At 65.0% G+C, this 19,093-nt stretch carries 19 protein-coding genes; 8 read left to right on the top strand and 11 right to left on the bottom strand.

Annotation, left to right across the window (positions count from 1 at the left end):
* Positions 1 to 37: 37 nt before the first annotated feature.
* Entirely contained in the window at positions 38 to 334 is a 297-nt protein-coding gene (locus ENHY17A_RS07940) for a hypothetical protein (RefSeq protein WP_159711670.1), read from the bottom strand.
* Positions 335 to 402: 68 nt separating this feature from the next.
* Positions 403 to 1,251 (bottom strand): pantoate--beta-alanine ligase, encoded by an 849-nt coding sequence (gene panC, locus ENHY17A_RS07935; protein WP_159711668.1) that lies wholly within the window; start codon positions 1,249 to 1,251, stop codon positions 403 to 405.
* 83 nt (positions 1,252 to 1,334) lie between these two features.
* Here panC and ENHY17A_RS07930 point away from each other — a divergent pair, with 83 nt between their 5' ends.
* The 4 genes from ENHY17A_RS07930 (at position 1,335) to ENHY17A_RS07915 (ending at position 5,039) form a co-directional block, all read left to right on the top strand.
* The gene (locus ENHY17A_RS07930; RefSeq protein WP_201296363.1) at positions 1,335 to 2,141 is read left to right on the top strand and encodes a division plane positioning ATPase MipZ; all 807 of its coding nucleotides are present in this window, start codon (positions 1,335 to 1,337) and stop codon (positions 2,139 to 2,141) included.
* Positions 2,141 to 2,392 carry a J domain-containing protein gene (locus tag ENHY17A_RS07925; RefSeq protein WP_159711666.1) on the top strand — a complete coding sequence of 84 codons (252 nt, stop codon included), beginning with the start codon at positions 2,141 to 2,143 and terminating at the stop codon, positions 2,390 to 2,392. Before ENHY17A_RS07930 ends, ENHY17A_RS07925 begins: the two co-directional genes overlap by 1 nt.
* 286 nt (positions 2,393 to 2,678) lie before the next feature.
* Positions 2,679 to 4,067: a phosphoglucomutase/phosphomannomutase PgmG gene (pgmG, locus tag ENHY17A_RS07920; RefSeq protein ID WP_159711664.1), complete on the top strand. Its 1,389-nt coding sequence runs from the start codon at positions 2,679 to 2,681 to the stop codon at positions 4,065 to 4,067.
* A 207-nt stretch (positions 4,068 to 4,274) separates the two neighbouring features.
* Complete coding sequence (locus ENHY17A_RS07915) at positions 4,275 to 5,039, top strand: exonuclease domain-containing protein (RefSeq protein ID WP_159711662.1); 765 nt, start codon at positions 4,275 to 4,277, stop codon at positions 5,037 to 5,039.
* 114 nt (positions 5,040 to 5,153) lie between these two features.
* On the opposite strand, the gene ENHY17A_RS07910 is transcribed toward ENHY17A_RS07915, so the two are convergent.
* From ENHY17A_RS07910 to lgt, 8 genes are all read right to left on the bottom strand, one after another.
* Positions 5,154 to 6,047 (bottom strand): ROK family protein, encoded by an 894-nt coding sequence (locus tag ENHY17A_RS07910; RefSeq protein ID WP_159711660.1) that lies wholly within the window; start codon positions 6,045 to 6,047, stop codon positions 5,154 to 5,156.
* A complete protein-coding gene (locus ENHY17A_RS07905; protein WP_159711658.1) occupies positions 6,047 to 6,976 on the bottom strand; it encodes a TraB/GumN family protein in 930 nt (309 codons plus the stop codon). The genes ENHY17A_RS07910 and ENHY17A_RS07905 overlap by 1 nt, the downstream gene beginning before the upstream one ends.
* Positions 6,977 to 6,998: 22 nt before the next feature.
* Complete coding sequence (locus ENHY17A_RS07900; protein WP_159711656.1) at positions 6,999 to 8,312, bottom strand: cystathionine gamma-synthase family protein; 1,314 nt, start codon at positions 8,310 to 8,312, stop codon at positions 6,999 to 7,001.
* A gap of 223 nt (positions 8,313 to 8,535) precedes the next feature.
* A complete protein-coding gene (gene pgeF / locus ENHY17A_RS07895; protein WP_159711654.1) occupies positions 8,536 to 9,297 on the bottom strand; it encodes a peptidoglycan editing factor PgeF in 762 nt (253 codons plus the stop codon).
* Positions 9,294 to 9,797, bottom strand: coding sequence for a GNAT family N-acetyltransferase (locus ENHY17A_RS07890; RefSeq protein ID WP_159711652.1), 504 nt, complete (start codon positions 9,795 to 9,797; stop codon positions 9,294 to 9,296). Before ENHY17A_RS07890 ends, pgeF begins: the two co-directional genes overlap by 4 nt.
* Positions 9,794 to 10,867: a class I SAM-dependent methyltransferase gene (locus tag ENHY17A_RS07885; RefSeq protein WP_159711650.1), complete on the bottom strand. Its 1,074-nt coding sequence runs from the start codon at positions 10,865 to 10,867 to the stop codon at positions 9,794 to 9,796. Before ENHY17A_RS07885 ends, ENHY17A_RS07890 begins: the two co-directional genes overlap by 4 nt.
* 40 nt (positions 10,868 to 10,907) lie before the next feature.
* Positions 10,908 to 12,017: an endonuclease/exonuclease/phosphatase family protein gene (locus tag ENHY17A_RS07880; protein WP_159711648.1), complete on the bottom strand. Its 1,110-nt coding sequence runs from the start codon at positions 12,015 to 12,017 to the stop codon at positions 10,908 to 10,910.
* Positions 12,007 to 12,903, bottom strand: a complete 897-nt coding sequence (lgt, locus tag ENHY17A_RS07875) for a prolipoprotein diacylglyceryl transferase (protein WP_159711646.1) — start codon at positions 12,901 to 12,903, stop codon at positions 12,007 to 12,009. The genes ENHY17A_RS07880 and lgt overlap by 11 nt, the downstream gene beginning before the upstream one ends.
* Positions 12,904 to 13,033: 130 nt before the next feature.
* Between lgt and ENHY17A_RS07870 the strand changes: the two genes are divergently transcribed.
* From ENHY17A_RS07870 to phbB, 3 genes are read left to right on the top strand one after another with little or no spacing between them, the layout of a single operon-like run.
* Positions 13,034 to 15,277 (top strand): xanthine dehydrogenase family protein molybdopterin-binding subunit, encoded by a 2,244-nt coding sequence (locus ENHY17A_RS07870; protein WP_159711644.1) that lies wholly within the window; start codon positions 13,034 to 13,036, stop codon positions 15,275 to 15,277.
* Positions 15,271 to 16,269: a ferrochelatase gene (gene hemH / locus ENHY17A_RS07865; protein WP_159714320.1), complete on the top strand. Its 999-nt coding sequence runs from the start codon at positions 15,271 to 15,273 to the stop codon at positions 16,267 to 16,269. Before ENHY17A_RS07870 ends, hemH begins: the two co-directional genes overlap by 7 nt.
* Positions 16,270 to 16,318: 49 nt before the next feature.
* The gene (gene phbB / locus ENHY17A_RS07860) at positions 16,319 to 17,041 is read left to right on the top strand and encodes an acetoacetyl-CoA reductase (protein ID WP_159711642.1); all 723 of its coding nucleotides are present in this window, start codon (positions 16,319 to 16,321) and stop codon (positions 17,039 to 17,041) included.
* Between the two features lie 476 nt (positions 17,042 to 17,517).
* On the opposite strand, the gene ENHY17A_RS07855 is transcribed toward phbB, so the two are convergent.
* Positions 17,518 to 17,904, bottom strand: a complete 387-nt coding sequence (locus ENHY17A_RS07855) for a glycine zipper 2TM domain-containing protein (RefSeq protein WP_159711640.1) — start codon at positions 17,902 to 17,904, stop codon at positions 17,518 to 17,520.
* A 154-nt stretch (positions 17,905 to 18,058) separates the two neighbouring features.
* On the opposite strand from ENHY17A_RS07855, the gene ENHY17A_RS07850 reads away from it, so the two are divergent.
* Positions 18,059 to 19,051, top strand: coding sequence for an esterase-like activity of phytase family protein (locus tag ENHY17A_RS07850; RefSeq protein ID WP_159711638.1), 993 nt, complete (start codon positions 18,059 to 18,061; stop codon positions 19,049 to 19,051).
* Positions 19,052 to 19,093 lie beyond the last annotated feature (42 nt).

Here is a 19,093-nt window from a genome sequence, read left to right as displayed (position 1 = left end):
GCTGCCACCTCCCCCAGAGGGGGGAGGAATGGACGGATCAAGCAGCCCTAGCCGTCGTCATCTGCAACCACGCACGCGCCTGTTTCTGCGCTTCGGCGATCTCGCGCGCGGTCATGTCTTCGGAAATCTCGGCGCGGCATTCCTGCGCGCGTTCGTTGCCGCGCATTGCCGCGATGTTGAACCATTTATGCGCTTCGATCAGGTCGATGTCGGTGCCCTCGGCACCGCTCGAGTAAAAGATGCCCAGATCGTGGCACGCTTCGGAACAGCCGCTTGCGGCTTCCAGCATCCGGCTGTCGATCAGATATTGTGCGCTTTTCAGGCTGCTGCCCATGTCACTAACCCCCAATGGTCCCCTGAGGGACAGAGTGGCGGGACAGTCTCTACAAATGGTTAACGGCGTTAACCCTGTTCGGAAACAATGACGGCGACGTTGTCGATGAGGCGGGTGCCGCCCAGTTTCGCCGCCGCCAGCAGCCGCATCGCGCGCGCCGGATCGGGCGCGCCGAGCGTCTCGGCATCGACCAGTTCGACATAATCGATGGCAAAGCCCGCCGCCTTCAAGCTGGCGCGCGCCTGATCGAGCGCGGCGGCGGCATCGTCGCCCTGTTCGATCCGCCGTGCCGCCACGCCCAATGCGCGGGGCAGTGCGACGGCGGCGGCGCGGTCCTTGTCGGAGAGATAGATGTTGCGCGACGACAGCGCCAATCCGTCATCCTCGCGTTGGGTCGGAAACCCGCGCACGTCGATGGGCAGATTCAGGTCCGCGACGATCCGGCGGATGACCGCGAGTTGCTGAAAATCCTTCTCCCCGAACAGCGCGATGTCGGCCTGGGTCTGCGTGAACAGCTTTGCCACCACCGTCGCCACACCATCGAAATGGCCGGGGCGGTGCGCGCCGTCCAGCACTTCGCTGATCCCGGACACACTGATATTGGTCGCGAAATCGTTCGGATACATCACCTCGACCGGCGGCGCCCACAGCACGTCCGCGCCGACCTCGGTCAGCATCCGCGCATCGGTCTGTTCGCGGCGGGGATAGCGGGCCAGGTCTTCGTTGGGTCCGAATTGCAGCGGGTTGACGAAGATCGAGACGATCACGCGCGCCGCCGTCCGTTTCGCTTCCTCGACCAGCGCGATATGCCCGGCATGGAGCGCGCCCATCGTCGGCACCAGCGCGACACTTTCCTCGGCCTCGCGGAACGCGGCGGTCGTGGTTCGCAGGGCGTCAAGGTCACGGATGGTTTGCACAGGCTCGCGCCCTTCGGGTAGGAGAGGTGGAGCCGCGCTTACTATGGGTGGGGGCCGCGGCGATCAACAAAGGAAGTCTTCTCGTGGCAAGTGGTGGTTCGGGGCGGCTGCACGTCATCGTGTTCGCGAATGAAAAGGGCGGGACCGGCAAATCGACGACTGCGGTCCACACCGCGATCGCACTTGCCGCCAAGGGCGCGCGGGTTTCCGCGCTTGACCTCGACCATCGCCAGCGGACGCTGGGCCGCTATCTCGACAATCGGCTCGCGACGATCAAGCGGACGGGCCGCGACTTGCCGATGCCGCGCTATGCGACGCACGACGGCGAGAGCATGGAAGTGTTCAACGGGCACCTCGAGGAACTGGCGAAGGGCGCGGATTATCTGGTGATCGACACGCCGGGCCGCGACGACCAGTTCGCGCGCATCGCCGTCACCAACGCCGACACGCTGATCACGCCGATGAACGACAGCTTCGTCGATTTCGACCTGATCGGCCAGGTCGATCCGGACACGTTCAAGGTGACGCGCCCCAGCTTCTATTCCGAGCTGATCTGGGAATCGCGCAAAAAGCGGGCAAAGGCGGACGGGGCGACGATCGACTGGATCGTGCTGCGCAACCGGCTCCAGCATATCGAGGCGCGCAACATGCGACGCGTTCAGGAAGCGATCGAATCGCTGTCCAAGCGGGTCGGGTTTCGCGTCATTCCGGGGCTGTCCGAACGGGTCATCTATCGCGAGTTGTTCCCCCAGGGGCTGACGATGCTCGATTCCAAGGAATTCGGACAGATGGGGTTGAGCCATGTCGCCGCGCGGCAGGAAGTGCGCGAGATGATTTCCGGCATGGCCTTGCCCGAGACCTCTCCAGTCCAGCCGCAACTGGTCGCGTAATGGGCAAGATACTCCTTATCCTTGCGCTTGCCGCGGTCGTCATCTGGTGGTTGAAGCGCAGTCCCAAGCCCGCGATGTCCGAAGGCGAGGCGCGCGCGGTGCTGGGCGTTTCGGCGGAGGCCGATGCGGACGCGATCCGTGCGGCGCACCGGCGGCTGGTGAGCGCGGTGCATCCCGACAAGGGCGGGTCGGCGGATTTGACCCAGCGGTTGAATGCGGCACGTGATGTGTTGTTGAAGCGGTTGGGGTAGGGGGACGACGCTTTTCCCCACTACCCCTCATCTCCCACCCCGTTCGTCCCGAGTAGCCTTCGAGCTTGTCGAGAAGGCGTATCGAGGGAGGGAAGCCAACACACGCTGTGTCGATACGGGTTCTCGACAAGCTCGAACCCTACTCGACACCAACGGCGTGGGAGGGATGGATTGCAGAGCCCCACCTCACCGCGCCAATCCCGCACAGCACCACAAACCGGTTGAACTTTTCGCGTCCGTCACGAATTGAACCCGCAACAGGCCGTCCGGCCACTGGGAGGTTTCATTGACGCACCGTTTCAACCCCACTTCGCTTCGTGAATATGACATCCGCGGCATCGTCGGTCGCACGCTCGGCCCCGAAGATGCGCGCGCGATCGGGCGCGGCTTCGCGACTCTGCTGCGCCGTGCGGGCGGCACGCGGGTCGCGGTCGGACGCGATGGGCGCGAATCCTCGCCCGAACTGGAAATGGCGTTGATCGACGGCCTGACCACCAGCGGCGTCGATGTGGTGCGCGTCGGGCTGGGACCCACGCCGATGCTCTACTACTCAGAGGCAACGCTAGAAGTGGATGGCGGCATTCAGATAACCGGCAGCCATAATCCCAGCGATTATAACGGCTTCAAGATGGTGTTCCAGCACGCGCCATTTTACGGGTCCGACATTCAGGAACTCGGACGCCTGGCGGAAAACGGTGACTGGGAAGAAGCCGAGACGCGCGGGACCGTCAGCGACGTCGATATTGAGGACGAATATGTCGGGCGGCTGATGGCCGGCTATTCGGGTGGCACTTACCGCATCGGCTGGGACGCCGGGAACGGCGCATCGGGTCCGGTGATCGAAAAGCTGACCAAGCTGTTGCCGGGTGAGCATCATTTGCTGTTCACCGATGTCGACAGCAATTTTCCCAACCATCATCCCGATCCCACCGAAGAGAAGAATCTGGAGGATCTGAAGCGGCTCGTCGCCGAAAAGCAGCTCGATTTCGGACTGGCTTTCGATGGCGACGGCGACCGGATCGGCGCGATCGACGGCGAAGGCCGCGTGGTGTGGGGCGATCAGCTTCTGTCCATTCTGGCCGTACCCGTGCTGCGTCAGGAACCGGGGGCGACGATCATCGCCGACGTGAAGGCGTCGCAGATGCTCTACGACCGCATTGCCGAGTTGGGCGGAAAGCCGGTGATGTGGAAGACCGGGCATAGCCTGGTGAAGACCAAAATGAAGGAAACTGGCGCGCCATTGGCGGGCGAGATGTCCGGCCACATCTTTTTCGCGCAGGATTATTACGGGTTCGACGACGCGCAATATGCGGCGGTCCAGGTGATCAGGGCGCTGCATGTGATCGGCAAGTCGATGACCCAGTTGCGCAGCGAAATGCCCGCGCTGGTCAACACCCCCGAAATGCGCTTCACGGTCGATGAAAGCCGCAAGTTCGACATCGTGACCGAAGTGCTCGACCGGCTGGAAAAGGACGGGGCCAAGGTCGATCGCACCGATGGCGCGCGGGTGAATACCGATGACGGCTGGTGGCTGCTGCGGGCGTCGAACACGCAGGACGTGTTGGTCGCGCGTGCGGAATCGAACGATCAGGCGGGGTTGGACCGGCTGATGGCGCAGATCGACGCGCAGCTTGCCGCAAGTGGTGTCGAGCGGGGTCCGCAAGCGGGGCATTGATCTGAGAGACTGACGCAGACGATCCGTCACCCCGGCCGTAGTGCCGGGGTCCACCGTGCGGCGGGCAATTGGCGAATGAGTGTGCATTGCGCGAGCGGTTTGGTGGACCCCGGAATAAGGCCGGGGTAACGGGTCGTGTGGGGCGGCCGCAGTCACCCCAAACCACAAACACTGGCATCGCGCGTCGCTATCCCCCACATGGGGGTCATGCGTCCCCCCCAGCAACGCCAGATCATCCGCGTCATCGACCTGGAAACCACGGGCCAAGCTCCGCCCACCCACGCGGTATGCGAGATCGGGTGGCAGGACGTCGCGCTGGACGCGGACGGTCGCTGGGAAATCGATGGCGAAGGCGGCGCGACGCTGGTCAATCCGGGCCGCGCCATCCCGCCGCTGACGATGGCGGTGCACCATATCCGCGACGAGGATGTCGCCGACGCGCCGTGGTTCATCGATGTCGCCCGGCCCGCCCTGAACCCCTGGCCGCGTCGCGTGGCACTTGCCGCGCACCGGGCAGACTTCGAGCAGCAGTATTGCACCGCGTCGCTGACCAAGGGTGCGGAATGGATATGCACCTGGAAATGCGCAATGCGCGCCTGGCCCGAGATTCCTGGATTTTCCAATCAGATGCTCCGCTATTGGCGCAAGCCGGAGGGCATGATTCACGAGCGTGGGCTTCCAATCCATCGCGCCTTTCCCGACGCCTATGTCACCGCGTTCCTGCTGCGCGATCTGCTCAACGAGTTCGGCGTGCAGCAGTTGATAGAATGGTCGCGACTGCCGGGCCTGCTGCCGCGCGTCCGTTTCGGCCCAGATCGCGGCAAGGAATGGCACGAGATCGGCGAGGATTCGCTGAACGGCTTCCTGGGCGATCGCGATGCCGACGTGCGCTACACGGCCGAACAGGAACTGGCGCGGCGGCGTGGGAATATGCCGCCGCCGCGCGAACCGCGGGAACGGTTGCTGCTTTGAGGATATGTTTGAACGCGTGAAGGAGGAAGGACTCCTGCGGAAGCAGGAGCGCGGGCCACCAGTGTTTCGACTGCTGCCAACACTCCTGCTTCCGCAGGTGTACGAGGTTGGAAGTCAGCGGAGACCGGACGATCCCAAACCTACCGCGATCGCCCCCAATGGCCCCGCCATATCGCCAAGTCCCGGCGGTCCTACCCGGCGCTCGATTGTCTCCGCCCAGCCGCCAAACGCGCCATAGCCGCCCAGACTGCGCGCCAACCGCGCCCGCACGCGATCGAACAGCCAGTCCTTGCCACCCATCACGCCACCACCGATCGCGATCCGTTCGGGGCCGAGTGAGATGATGAGGTTATGGAGCAGTAGCGACAGGTCGTGCGCGACATGATCCCAGACCGGATGAGCCGGTGCGACGGTCGCGGGATCGCAGCCGAACCGCCGCCCCAGCGCAGGCCCGGAAATCAGCCCTTCGACGCAATCGCCATGATAGATGCAGGTGCCCGGAAAGCCGTCTCCGTTGGTGCGCGGCACTTTCAGATGACCCGCCTCACCATGCAGCCGCCCGTGGATCGGCTGGCCGTTTTGCACCACACCGACCCCGACGCCGGTGCCGATCGTGATATAGATCGACAGTCCATCGCCAGCATGGCCCCAGCGGGCTTCGGCCAGCGCCGCGCCGTTGACGTCCGTTTCGATTTGCGCGGGAACGCTTAGCCCGTCGGATAACGCCGCCAGCACGGGGGCAAAATCCCAGCCCAGTTTGGTCGTGCCGACGATGCAGCCATGATGCGGACTGGCAGGATCGAGATCGACCGGCCCGAACGAGGCGATGCCGATCGCATCGAATCCCGGCACCGCCGCCCACTCGTCCAGCTTTGCGCGCAACACGCTAAGTGTTTCATCGGGCGTGGTGGTCGGTACGCGCAGCCTGTCGATCACGTCGTCGGGACCGGAGCCGAGCAGCGCGACGCACTTCGTGCCACCCAGTTCGACTCCGGCGATGCGGCGCATCAATAATCGACGCGCGTCGCGGTCAGCTTGCGCTTGGCGAGCATCGCCTGGACGCTGTCGTTACCCGCCAGATGGCCTGCGCCGACCGCGATGAACACGGTGCCGGGCTTGGCCATGCGCGTGTTGATCCACTCTGCCCAGCGGGCGTTGCGATCGGCGAGCAGCACCTTCGACAATTCGGGCGTCTCGCGCAGGCTTTCGTTCATCAACTCGCCCAGCCCCTGCGGATCGCCCGCGCCCCATTTGGCGACCATGTCGTCGGTCATCTTCGTGGCGTTGGGCAATTCCTCGACCGTGCTGGTGAGTAGCGCGATCTGCGATTGCTGCGACAGGCCCGAGAAGAATCCAAGCTGCTGGTCCATCGTCTCCAGCCCCGTGACGGGCTTCCCGGCTTCCTTGGCAGCGGCGGTGATGACCTTTTCCGCGCCGCTATTGGCGTCGTATCCGGCCTTCATCAGCGTCATGATCGACAGGTTGGTCGCCGCGAACCACGGCTGATACTGGTCCAGAGCGGCGGGCGGAACTCCGATATTGGTCAAAGACTGAAGATAGGCCGCACGCTCGTCCTCGGGCAGCATCGCGGTCAGCGTCGTGCCGCTGGTGTTGACCGCGTGTTTCATGACCGCCGCCTGCGCGGTTGCATCGTCGGGCATCACGAGTTCCAGCACGACTTCGTCACTGGCGTCGAACGCAGTCTTTACCGCTTCGTCGAACCAGGAAAGGCCGGGGCGCAGGACGTGAACCGTCCCGAACAGATAGATCGTTGTGTCGTCATCCTTGACCACCCAGAGTGTCGGATCAGCATCGGTAGTTGCGGCCGCGGCAGGAGCGGGAGCCGCCTGCCGTTTGATCAGATTGGCACCGACGACACCGGCCAGACCCAGCGACACCGCACCCACGGCGCCGAGCGCCCATCTATTTGCAAACATGGATTTCCTTCCACTCGTCACGTCAGATGGCGGCAAGCGCCGCGTCGAAATCGGCGATCAGATCGTCGGCATCCTCGACTCCGATCGAAATGCGCACGAGGTTGTCGGTGATGCCCAGCGCCAGCTTGCGCTCGTCGGGCACCGACAGATGCGTCATTGCGGCGGGTGCGGACGCCAGGGTCTCGGTCCCGCCCAGGCTGACCGCAAGCTTTGCGATCTTCAATGAATCGAGGAACGCGAACGCCTCGCGCTCGCCACCCTTCAGATAGAGCGAGAAGGTCGAGCCCGCGCCGGTGCAGTGGCGGGCGTAAATGTCGGCCTGGCGATCATCCTTCAGGAAGCCGAGATAGCCGACCTTTTCGACCTTGGCGTGATCCTTCAGGAATTCGCAGACCTTGACCGCATTCTCGCCCGCGCGGGTCATGCGCAGTTCGAGTGTTTCCAGGCTTCGCAGCAGCATCCACGCGGTATTGGGATCGCAGATGGTGCCCAGCGTGTTCCGGATCGACCGCATCATGTCCATGTGCTTCTTGGTGCCGACGACGCCGCCCGCGACCAGATCGGAATGCCCGCCCGCATATTTGGTCAGGCTATAGACGACCATGTCCGCGCCGTGCTTCAGTGGTTGCTGCCACAGCGGCCCCAGGAAGGTGTTGTCGATCGCGATCGGCGGTTTTTCTTCCAGTTCGCCGAACACCGCATCGCGCGCGGCGGCGACGGCCTGGACGTCGACCAGGGCGTTGGTGGGGTTGGCCGGGCTTTCGAGATAGATGAGCGGGACGCGGCCAGTCGACTTGGCCTCTTCCATCACCTTTTCGATCTCATCCTGCGTCGCACCTGCGGGGAAATCGAGCCATTTCACCCCGAACTTGCCGAGCAATTTGGCGATCATCGTCTCGGTCGCGGCATAGAGCGGGCCGGAATGGACGATCGTGTCGCCGGGCTGGACGAAGGTCAGGAACAAGGTGCCGATTGCCGACATGCCGGACGAAAAGCTCAGCGCATCCTCGGCTTCTTCCCAGACGCCTAACCGATCCTCGAGAATTTCCTGATTGGGGCCGTTGAAGCGCGAATAGACGAGGCCATCGGCACCGCCCGGACGCTTGCCGGTGACGCCTTCGAAATGGCGCTTGCCCGCCGCCGCATTGGGGAAGACGAAGGTCGAGGTCAGGAAGATCGGCGGCTTCAGCGCGCCTTCGGACAGCACCGGATCGAAGCCGTGGCCCATCATCAGTGTCGACGGCTTCAACTTGCGCCCACCAATTTCCTCGATCGGCGGTTTGGGATTGCGGCGCGGGGTGGTGCCGGTGAGGTCGGCTTCGGTCTGATCGGTCAAGCAAGGCTCCTGAGGATATTTCGGTGCCCGTCGTGAAAGCGCGGGCGGATGCGCGCGAGCCTAGCGGATGGCGGGGCGAAAGGGGAGGGTGGTTCAGAAATTCCTCCCCCATAGGGGGCGGTGGCAGCACGGAGTGCTAACGAAGGCGTTTGTCGCGCGGGACGGTGCCTGGGTCGCCCCCTCCGTCGCGCTTCGCGCGCTACCTCCCCCGATGGGGGAGGAGTTATAGGGCGATCAGGCTGATCTGGCGGCCGTAGTCGGGCTCGCTGCGGTGCGTCGCGCGGCGATAGCTGTAGAAGCGGCCGGGTTGGCTATAGGTATCCTGACCCAGCGTCTCGATGCGGCCAATGCCGGCGGCGGCGAGGCGGTGCGCGACATAGGCCTCAAGATCGAACCACGCATGACCTGCTTTGCCATCGGCGAAGAAGCGGTCGTTCTCGCCGCCCTCTTCGGCGAACCTCGCGCGGAATGCTTCGTCCACCTCGTAGCTTGCGCGGGCGATGCACGGGCCGATCGCGGCTACGATGCGGCCGCGGTCCGCACCCATCGCCTCCATCGCGGCGATGGTCGCGTCGGTGACGCCGCCGATCGCACCTTTCCAGCCCGCATGCGCCGCGCCGATTACGCCTGCGTGCGGATCGGAGAACAGCACGGGTGCGCAATCGGCTGTGACGATCCCGAGTGCGATCCTCGGGCGATCGGTCACCAAAGCGTCGGCGCGGGGGCGATCCGCATCGGCATAGGGCGCAGTCACCGTCACGACCTCTGCCGAATGGATTTGATACAGGCCGACCAGCGTCGCATCGGACGCTACCGCTTGAGTCGCGAGACGACGATTCTCCGCGACCGATGCGGGATTGTCGTGTGATCCGAGCCCGGCATTCAGGCCCCAACATAAGCCGTCGGAAACCCCGCCGACGCGGCCCAGAAAGCCGTGCTTGATCCCTGCTAGCGCGTCGGCCCGCCAGACCTCGATTTCGCTCACAGCGCCAACCGCATCAGCCGGTCCTCATCCTCATGACTGCCGACCATGAACGCATAGCGGCCCACATCCTCGAAGCCATAACGGGCATAGAAACGCTGGGCGCGGACATTGTCGACGAACACCGACAGGAACAACGCGTCGGCACCATTGGCGCGCGCCGTCGCGATCACCCAATCCATCAGCGTCTGGGCATGGCCGCCGCCATGCCAGGGCTTCAGCAGATAGAATTGCCGCAATTCCACTGCCCGTTCGTGCGGCTCGATCGGCAGTGTCGGCGGACCGACTCGGGCATAGCCGATCAGCGCACCGTCGTTCTCCGCGACGCGCACCGCGACATCCGGGTCGGCCAGCACGCGTGCCCAGTCCTCAGTGGTGTGACTGGTCAGGAACGCGGCAAGGTTTTCGGGGGTGTAGAGGTGCCCGAACGTCTCGGTAAACGAAACGCGGGCCAGTTCGGCGATTGCGGCGGCATCGGCGGGCGTGGCGTCGCGATACATCATGCGAACCCTTCGGGTGCAGGCCAGCCGGGGGCGGTCGCCGCAATCACCTTGAACAAAGTCCCCATCGCTTCTTCGCTGACCAGCCGATTGCGATCGGCAAGCATCGCGTCGGCGCGCTCGGGCGCGGTCTTGGCGAGCGAGGCGGTGCGCGCGTCGATGCCCAATTGCCCGAGGAAATCGCGCTGCGTAACGGGGCCGAACACCTGCGCATCCTCGGCACGTGCTGCCTCCGCCAGTGTCGCGAAATCGACATGCGCCGTCAGGTCCTGTTCGCCCGGCGTATCGAACGGGTTGGCATATTCATGGCCCCGCACGGCTTGCAACGTATCGCCGACCGCCGGGCCTTCGTAGCCATAATCGATCACCAGCGCGCAGCCGCCCTGCGCGACGATCCGCTTGGCCAGCGCGCGCATGGTCGCGACCGCGGCGGGGGCGGTTTCCAGGATCGATCCGGGTTCGGCGTCGCGTAGATGAGCGGGGACGATCGGGTCGAATCCGGTCTTGCCGGTGATCGGCAGGAACAACGTGTCCTGACATCCGACCAGCCGCTCGACCCACCCCTCCTCGGTCTTGACCAGCTGGCGAATGGGCAGCGCGTCGAAAAATTCGTTGGCGACGACCATCAGCGCGCCGTCCTCGGGCAGGCCGACCAGATCGACGTGAAACTCGGCATCCGGCACCTGCTTTGCCTGTTCGGCGCGCAGGGTCGGGCTGGTCTCGATGAAATGCACGGGCGGCTCCAACCCCGCCGCGCGCATCGCCCTGAGCGCATCGGCGGCGAGCGTGCCGCGGCCGGGGCCGAGTTCGACGTAGCGCGCGGGCGGTTGGCCGGCGCGGTGCCATTGATCGGCCAGCGCCAGGCCGATCAGTTCACCGAACATCTGGCTTACCTCTGGCGCGGTGGTGAAATCGCCGCGCGCGCCGAGCGGGTCGCGGGTCGCGTAATAATGCGCGTTGGCAGCGCCCATGAACTGCGCGATCGAGATCGGACCCGCCAGGGTGATCGCACGCGCAATGCGTTCCGCAAGCGCGGGTTCGGTGGGGTTGGGGCGTTCGGTTTCGTCGGCCATGTCCGCGCTCCTAACGCGGTCCCCCCGGGCAAGTCGAGCCTCAGTCCTCGCCGCGTGCCTCTTCGGCCTGATCCTCGCGATATTCGTTCATCACCTCGCCCGCATCCTCGCGGTCTTCGGCAGTCACGGCATCGGGGCGGGCATTGCGCGCCTCGCCGTCCTGCGGCGCGAGGCACAGCTCCGAATAGATCGGGCGATGGTCCGACCCGACATCGTCCATCACGCGCATCGTCCGCACGGTGAATTGCGGCGTGACGAACAGATGGTCGAGCGGCCAGGCGAGCCAGGGGAGGTTCGCCGGGAAAGTCGCAAACGTGCCGCGTCCGATTCGCGGGTCCAGATACCCCCCGATCCGTTTGAACAAATGCGACGTGTCCGACCACGCCACGTCGTTGAAATCACCGATGGCGAGCACCGGCAGCGCATCGCGCGCAGCGCGGGTTGCGGCGATGGCGATCTCCGCATCGCGTTCCTCGGTATCCTGTCCCGGATGCGGCGGGCGGGGATGCAGGCCGATCAGGCGGAACGGCGCGCCAGCGGTCAGCCGTGCGGTGACCGACGGGGTGTCAGCCTCCGCAATGTCCTCGATCCGCGCATCGGCCATCGGCAGCCGGGTGGCGAAGATCAAGCCATAGGTATTGTCGAGCGGACGATCGAGGCGGGAGGGGTATCGCGACAGGATCGGCTCCAGCGCCGCCTGCCAGCCCGCATCGGTTTCCATCAGCAACAGGATGTCGGGATCGGTGCGGCCGAGCATCGCCAGGGTGCGGTCATAGTCCCGGTTGCTCTGGAGCACATTGAACGAAACGATCGAGAAACACTGATCCTCGGGCAGCGATACCGCGTCGCTGAATGCGACCTCGGTCGCAGCAAGCGGCGTGTAGGGATGGATGCGGTAGAGCTGCCACGCAGCGGCGATGGCCAGCGGCACGAGTAGCCAGATGCGCGCGCGTCGCTCCAGAAAGCCCAGCGCAATCATCACCAGCAGGATCGCGACCAGAATCTGCAACCGGGGAAAGTCCCAGATGCGAATCCACCACTCATTGGCCTCGATCAGGCTGAGCACCGACACCGCCAGCAGCGCCGCCGCGATGATCCGCAACACCCAGCGTGTGATGGTAAGCGCCAGCCTCTTTGCTTCAGGCGACACTTTCGGTGCCGGCGAACGGTTCGACTCGCTCGCGGCGGCGCTTTGCGGTCAGCATCAGATAAAGCCCGCCGAAGATCATCGGCAGCGTCAGTACCTGGCCCATGTGCAGGACGTTCTCGAAAAACGTGCCCGCAAATTGCGAATCGGGCTCGCGGAAAAATTCGACGACGAAGCGCGACAGGCCGTAGCCGAGCAGGAAGGTGCCGACGAGTTTGCCCGGTTCGTAGCGCGCCTTGGTCCGCCAGAACATGTAACCGAGTACGGCGAGCAGCACGATGCCCTCAAGCGCAGCCTCATAGAGCTGGCTGGGGTGACGCGCCGGATCGAGCCCGCCCGCGACCGTGCGGGGGAAGACGATGCCCCAGGCGACATCGGTCGGCTTGCCCCACAGCTCGCCATTGATGAAATTGGCGAGTCGCCCGAACAGCAGCCCGAACGGCACGCAGCACGCGACATAATCATGGACGCGTAGCCAGTTTAGTCCGTTCTTTTTTGCCATGTAGAGGATGCCCAGCGACACCCCGATGACGCCTCCATGGAACGACATGCCGCCGTCCCACAATCGAAAGATTTGAATGGGATCGAGCAGGATGCCCGGCGCGTAGAACAGGATATAGCCGACGCGACCGCCCAGGATGATGCCGAGCGTCGCATAGAAGACGAGGTCGTCGGCGTGACGCCGCGCCATCGGCGCTCCGGGCTGATCGAGCAGTTTCAGCAGATACCACCAGCCGACGAAGATGCCCGCGATATAGGCCAGGCTGTACCAGCGCAGCTGAAAGAAGCCGAGGTCGAGCGCCACCGGATCGAGGCCGAGATCGGCGAACTGGAGATGGCCACCGGCAGCGGCGGCAACGCCGGATGCGGCAAGGGTCGTCAGGATCACGTGCGCGGGGCTCCCCCAAGGAAAAATACGCGCCCTCAATAAGCAAGGTGGCGCGCAAACCCAAGCGATAGGTGCGGCCAGCCTGCAAACCCGCTGGCGCGTCGCCTACCGCCGCGATAGAGCAGCCGTCATGGCGGCGACCGACGAGAAGAAGACCATCCGCATCAATCGCCGATCTTTGCTCGTCGCGGGCGGGGCGGGTGCAGGGCTGCTGGTCGCCTGGGCGGTTTGGCCCAGGTCCTACGGGGTCAACCTGTCGGCAGCACCCGGCGAGACGATCTTCGGCGCGTGGCTCAAAATCGGCGAAAACGGCCAGGTGACGATCGCCGTGCCGCAGGCAGAGGCCGGGCAGGGCGTTTACACCGCGCTTCCTCAAATTGTCGCCGAGGAACTGGGTGCGGACTGGCGGACGGTGGCGGTGGAAGCCGCGCCGATCAACCCGCTTTACGCCAATACGCTGGCCGCCGATGTGCTGTTCGAGGATGCACTGGGCGGCATTCCCGACGCGATCCGCCGCGGCCATGCCGAACGCGCGGCGTGGATGCTGACCGCGGGTTCCACCTCGATCCGCATGTTCGAGCCGAAGCTTCGCGAAGCGGGCGCGGCGGCGCGGACCTTGTTGTGCAAAGCGGCGGCGGCGCGCTGGGGCGTCGATTGGCAGGCATGCGCGACGTCCGAGGGTTTCGTGGTCCATGACGACAAGCGATTGCGCTTCGCCGAACTGGCGGCGGAAGCGGCGCAGGAAAGCCTGCCCGACCTGTTACCCTTACGCGATGCCGGTGCCGCCGCGCCCGAGGGCGCGCCGCTGACCCGGCTCGACGCGCCTGCAAAGGTCGATGGCAGCGCCAATTTCGCGGGCGACATCCGCCTGCCGAACATGGTCTTCGCCGCGATCCGTCAGGCCCCTCCGGGCGACGCGCGGCTGGTCGGGGTCGATCGCGCCGCTGCCGACGGGGTGCGCGGGGTGATGCACATCGTCGAGAACCCGCGCTGGGTCGCGGCGATTGCCGATAACTGGTGGGCCGCCGAACAGGCGCTCGATGCGCTTCGTCCCCGGTTCGAAGTGCGTGGAGGGCCGACCAGCGCGTCGATCGACGCGGCGTTGACCACCGCGCTCGATGGCGAAGGGCAGCGGATGGCAAGTGCGGGCGAACTCGCCGAGCATTTCTCTGGCGCTAAAGTTGTCGCCGCTGAATATCGCTCTGGCCTTGCGCTTCACGCCCCGCTGGAGCCGACCACCGCGACTGCCGAATGGCGGGGCGGGCGGCTGTCGATATGGGCACCGACCCAGGCCCCCGGGCTGGCCCGGTCAGCGGCGGCGCGCGTGCTGGGGATCGATGAGACCGCAGTCGTTGTTCACCCCATGCAGATCGGCGGATCGTTTGGTGCGCGGCTGGAAACGCTGGTCATCGAGCAGGTCGCGGTGCTGGCACGCAAGCTGGAGCGCCCGGTCCAACTCACCTGGTCGCGGGCCGAGGATTGCCTGCACGACCGCTATCGCCCGGCAGCGGCCGCACGGATGTCGGCGCGGCTGGCGCCCAATGGCACTGTCAGCGGATGGTTCGCGCGCATCGCCGCGCCGCAATCGGGGCGAGAATTGTCGCAGCGGCTGTTATCGGGCGATGCGGCGGTGGCGCTCGCACAGAAATTGCCGGGCGGGGGCGGCGACCGCACCGCAGTGGCGGGCGCGGAGCCGATCTATGGCATCCCGCATTATGCGGTCGATCACCATCCCGCCGCGCTAGGCGTTCCGACCGGTTACTGGCGGTCGGGCGCACATGCCTACACCGTGTTCTTCACCGAATCCTTTCTCGACGAACTGGCGCGCGAAGCCAATGTCGAGCCGCTGTCCTTTCGCATCGCGATGCTCGGCGGCCAGCCGCGCCTCGCCCGTTGCTTGTCGGCGGTCGCGTCGCTTGGCGGCTGGCAGGGCGGCTTGCCTGGCACCGCCCAGGGGATCGCTGCGCACAGCTTTCGCGGATCGCACATCGCGCTGATGGCAGAGGCTAGACGAGAGGGCGGGCGTGTGGTCGTCGATCGCCTGGTCGCGGCGGTCGATTGCGGGCGGCTAATCAATCCCGATCTGGTCGAGCAACAGATCGAGGGTGGGCTGCTATACGGTATGGCGGCGGCGCTGGGGGCCTCGACCGGCTTCACCGACGGGCTGGCCGATGTGCGGAATTTCCGCAGCATGAATCTGGCGCGTTTGGGACAGACACCCGAAATCAGCGTCGAGTTGATCCGCAGCGATGCCGATCCGGGTGGTGCGAGCGAAGTCGCGGTGCCGGTCGTCGGCCCCGCTATCGCCAACGCGCTGTTCGCCGCCACCGGACGCCGCAGCCGCCGCCTCCCGCTTCAGGAACCGACATTGTGACCCCAGCCGATCATCCGCCGATTCCGCCGCGCAAGGTGGGGGTGTTGCTTATCAACCTCGGTACGCCCGATGCGCCTGATGCGAAGTCAGTGAAGCGGTATCTGGGCGAATTCCTGTCCGACCGCCGCGTCGTCGAGATTCCGCCGATCGCTTGGCAGCCGATCCTGCGCGGTATTATCCTGAACACGCGTCCTAAGAAGTCGGCCCATGCTTACAGTCAGGTTTGGTCCAAAGACGGCTCGCCGCTCGCTGCAATCACACGGGCGCAATCGGATGCGCTGCAAGGCGCGTTCGGTGAGGGCGTCATGGTCGATTGGGCGATGCGCTATGGCAATCCGTCGATCCCCACGCGGTTGCAGGCGATGAAGGATGCCGGGTGCGAACGCATCCTGATCGCGCCGCTATATCCGCAATATTGCGCGGCGACGACGGCGACCGCCAATGACAAGGCGTTCGCACATCTGGCGACTATGCGCTGGCAACCCGCGATCCGTACGCTGCCGCCCTATCATGATGACCCGACCTATATTGCTGCACTGACGACATCGGTGGAGACGCAGCTCGCCGCGCTCGATTTCGAGCCCGACCTGTTGCTCGCCACCTTCCACGGGATGCCTCAGCGGACACTGGCGCTGGGCGATCCCTATCATTGCCATTGCCAGAAAACCGCACGGTTGCTGGGCGAAGCATTGGGTCGTCCGCTGCGGGTTGCCTTCCAATCGCGTTTCGGCCCCGCCAAATGGCTTGGTCCGGCGACCGACACGACGTTGGAAGGCTTGCCGGGCGAGGGCGTGAAGAAAGTCGCGCTGGTCGCACCCGGATTTTCCTCCGACTGTCTGGAGACGCTGGAGGAGATTGCGATCCGCGGGCGCGAAAGCTTTATCGGCGCTGGCGGCACGCATTTCGCCTATCTCAATTGCCTGAACGCCGACCCGCCCGGTGTCGCGATGCTGCAATCTTTGCTGCGCAGGGAGCTTGCGGGCTGGCTGTAGGTTACCTAGCCTGACAGTCGAACCAACCAGAATATAAAAGGAGAGGCATATGGCACGCGTCGCAATCGTCACCGGAGGAACGCGCGGAATCGGAGAGGCGATCAGCCTGGCGCTGCGCGACATGGGCATGACCGTGGCCGCCAACTATGCGGGCAACGACCAGCGCGCTGCCGAGTTCACCGACCGTACGGGCATTAAGGCGTACAAGTTCGACGTCGCCGACTACGAGGCCTGCCAGACTGGCATCGCGAAGATCGCGGAAGAACTCGGGCCGGTCGACGTGCTGGTCAACAATGCGGGCATCACGCGCGACGGCACGATCCTGAAAATGACCTATCAGATGTGGAAAGAGGTCATGGACACCAATCTGGGCGGCTGTTTCAACACCGCCAAGGCCGTCTTCCCCGGCATGCGCGAGCGCAAATGGGGTCGGATCGTCAATATCGGATCGATCAACGGTCAGGCCGGGCAATATGGCCAGGTCAATTACGCTGCGGCGAAAAGCGGCATCCACGGCTTTACCAAGGCGCTGGCACAGGAAGGCGCGCGCGCAGGGGTGACGGTCAACGCGATCGCGCCGGGTTATATCGATACCGACATGGTGGCGGCGGTGCCTGCCGATGTTCTCGAAAAGATCGTTGCGAAGATTCCGGTCGGACGGCTGGGTCAGGCGAACGAGATCGCGCGCGGGGTTGCGTTCCTGTGCTCGGACGAGGGCGGGTTCGTGACGGGGTCTACGCTGTCGATCAATGGTGGGCAGCATATGTACTGACGGGCGCAGGCGCGGCCACGACCGCGCCGGTGCGCGAAGCGCAGCGCCCGGCACGGCCGATGGGTCGGCGCAAGCCGAACCCGTTCGACGTCATGGACGGCGGCTTTGCCGTCGGCCTGAAGCGGGGCACCCCTTGTCTCCCCTCATCCCCTCGCTTGCCCCCAACACGTCATGCCAGCGAAGGCTGGCATCTCATGCGGCTTGAGCGTTGCACTTGCGGCCTGATACCCCAGCTTTCGCTGGGGTGACGGGAGAAGAATGCATCCCCCCCAATTCGGCCGGCGGCAAAGCCGCCGTCCATGACGTCGAACGGGTCGGGCTGACGCCCGCCCGTCGGCCGGTTGGGGCGATGCCTTCTTCGCTTGGCATCGGCGCGGTGGTGGCCGCGCCTTCGCCCCAACGGAAAAGACCGGCCTCCTTTCGGAGACCGGCCTTCCCGCCTTCGGATACGCTACACGAAGGAAGCTCTGTGCGCCTTAGCGGCTGCGGCGGCAGCCACGCGGCGGGTCGCTGCGGTCGATGGCACGACCGGCCAGGGCACCCACGGCACCGCCGAGTACGGTGCCGACCAGGCGGTCACCGCGGCCTGCGACCTGGTTGCCCAGGAGGCCGCCTGCGACTGCACCGATCACGGTGCCACCGTCGCCGTCCTTGCAGCGCTGGTTGTTCTGGTAGCGGCGTTCGTTCCGGTAATTCCGGTTGTTGTAACGACGGTCGCCACGATAGCGTTGGTCATAGTCACCATAGCTGGCCGCGCTGGACATTGCGGTGAAGCTTGCGGCCTGAGCCGGTGCAGCCGGTACGGCGAGCGCAGTGGCACCCATCGCGAACGCGGCGCCAACGAGCGTGAGCTTGTTCAACATGTTATATCTCCTCGTTTTTCACGTTTCGATTTCGTGCCGGCGCCGGGCCCACCCGGTGTCGACAAGAGGCTTTATGGCCGAGTCGCTTTGAGCCGATGCTGAATGCGTCGGTTATTTTCGGTTCACATTCGTTTTTGCCGCTAAGGGGGCTGCGATGCGGCGTGCGTGGTTGTCTCCCTTTCTGATTTTGTCGCTGGTTCCCGGCTGGTCGGGGGCAGAACGCCTGCCATTGTTGACGCGCGATGCGCGGATCGACGTCCGCCACCTGACGCAACTGGCCGCCGATCAGGCGCAGAAGCGAATCGGCGCGCTCGAATATCTCGGCGGTGTCGCGCTGAAGAGTCCGGATCCCGCATTCGGGGGATTTTCGGGACTGCATGTCGAGGATGATCGGTTCCTGCTGCTCAGCGATGGCGGGGCGGTCGTGCGATTTACGATGGGCGACGATTGGCGCATTCGCGAAGCGTCGTTCGGCGATCTGACGCAAGGACCGCGCACGGGCTGGGAAAAGCGCGACCGCGATAGCGAGTCCATCGTTGTCGATCCCGATACCGGCACGCATTGGGTGGCTTATGAAAGCGCCAATGCGATCTGGCGCTATGATGAGACCCTGACGCGCGCCACCGGGCAGCAACGACCGCCCGCCATGCGTCGCTGGTCGCGCAGCGGTGGCCCCGAAGCGATGGCGCGGCTGTCCGATGGCCGATTTGTCGTGCTCTCCGAATCGGCGCGTCGGGGCGCACCGGAGGCAACCTATCGCGCGGTGACGTTCGACCGCGATCCCGTCGATCCGCGTGCGCGCACGTTACGCTTCTTCTATCGTCCGCCGACCGGCTTCAGGGCGACCGCGGCCGACGCGCTGCCCGATGACAGGATCATCGTCGTAAATCGCCGGGTTGTCTGGCCCGATGGGTTCGAGGCGGTGATTACGATCCTGGACCCGGCAGAGATCCGGTCCGGCGAGGTAGTCGGTGGTCGGATAGTCGCGCGGTTCGGTGGCGCACTATGGTCGGGCTTCGGGCGCGACAATTTCGAAGCGGTATCGGTAGCCTCCGAGGGCGACGATACGATCATCTGGTTGGCGACCGACGACAATCTGCAATGGCCGCAACGCAGCTTGCTGCTGAAATTCCGCCTGATCGACTAGGTCGAGTGATGCGAAGCGGCTGTAACGACAACGACCCCGCCA

Source organism: Sphingomonas sp. AX6, from assembly GCF_902506605.1.
Classification (GTDB): Bacteria; Pseudomonadota; Alphaproteobacteria; order Sphingomonadales; family Sphingomonadaceae; genus Sphingomonas.
Note: the sequence above shows the minus strand (reverse complement) of the source record. Positions and strands in the feature narration are given on the sequence as shown.

Excerpts from the sequence above, each read along its gene's own strand:
- ENHY17A_RS07940 (WP_159711670.1), bottom strand. The coding sequence starts at position 334 with ATGGGCAGCAGCCTGAAAAGCGCACAATATCTGATCGACAGCCGGATG.
- ENHY17A_RS07925 (WP_159711666.1), top strand. The coding sequence starts at position 2,141 with ATGGGCAAGATACTCCTTATCCTTGCGCTTGCCGCGGTCGTCATCTGG.
- ENHY17A_RS07915 (WP_159711662.1), top strand. The coding sequence starts at position 4,275 with ATGCGTCCCCCCCAGCAACGCCAGATCATCCGCGTCATCGACCTGGAA.
- ENHY17A_RS07910 (WP_159711660.1), bottom strand. The coding sequence starts at position 6,047 with ATGCGCCGCATCGCCGGAGTCGAACTGGGTGGCACGAAGTGCGTCGCG.
- ENHY17A_RS07905 (WP_159711658.1), bottom strand. The coding sequence starts at position 6,976 with ATGTTTGCAAATAGATGGGCGCTCGGCGCCGTGGGTGCGGTGTCGCTG.
- ENHY17A_RS07890 (WP_159711652.1), bottom strand. The coding sequence starts at position 9,797 with ATGATGTATCGCGACGCCACGCCCGCCGATGCCGCCGCAATCGCCGAA.
- ENHY17A_RS07885 (WP_159711650.1), bottom strand. The coding sequence starts at position 10,867 with ATGGCCGACGAAACCGAACGCCCCAACCCCACCGAACCCGCGCTTGCG.
- ENHY17A_RS07870 (WP_159711644.1), top strand. The coding sequence starts at position 13,034 with ATGGCGGCGACCGACGAGAAGAAGACCATCCGCATCAATCGCCGATCT.
- phbB (WP_159711642.1), top strand. The coding sequence starts at position 16,319 with ATGGCACGCGTCGCAATCGTCACCGGAGGAACGCGCGGAATCGGAGAG.
- ENHY17A_RS07855 (WP_159711640.1), bottom strand. The coding sequence starts at position 17,904 with ATGTTGAACAAGCTCACGCTCGTTGGCGCCGCGTTCGCGATGGGTGCC.
- ENHY17A_RS07850 (WP_159711638.1), top strand. The coding sequence starts at position 18,059 with ATGCGGCGTGCGTGGTTGTCTCCCTTTCTGATTTTGTCGCTGGTTCCC.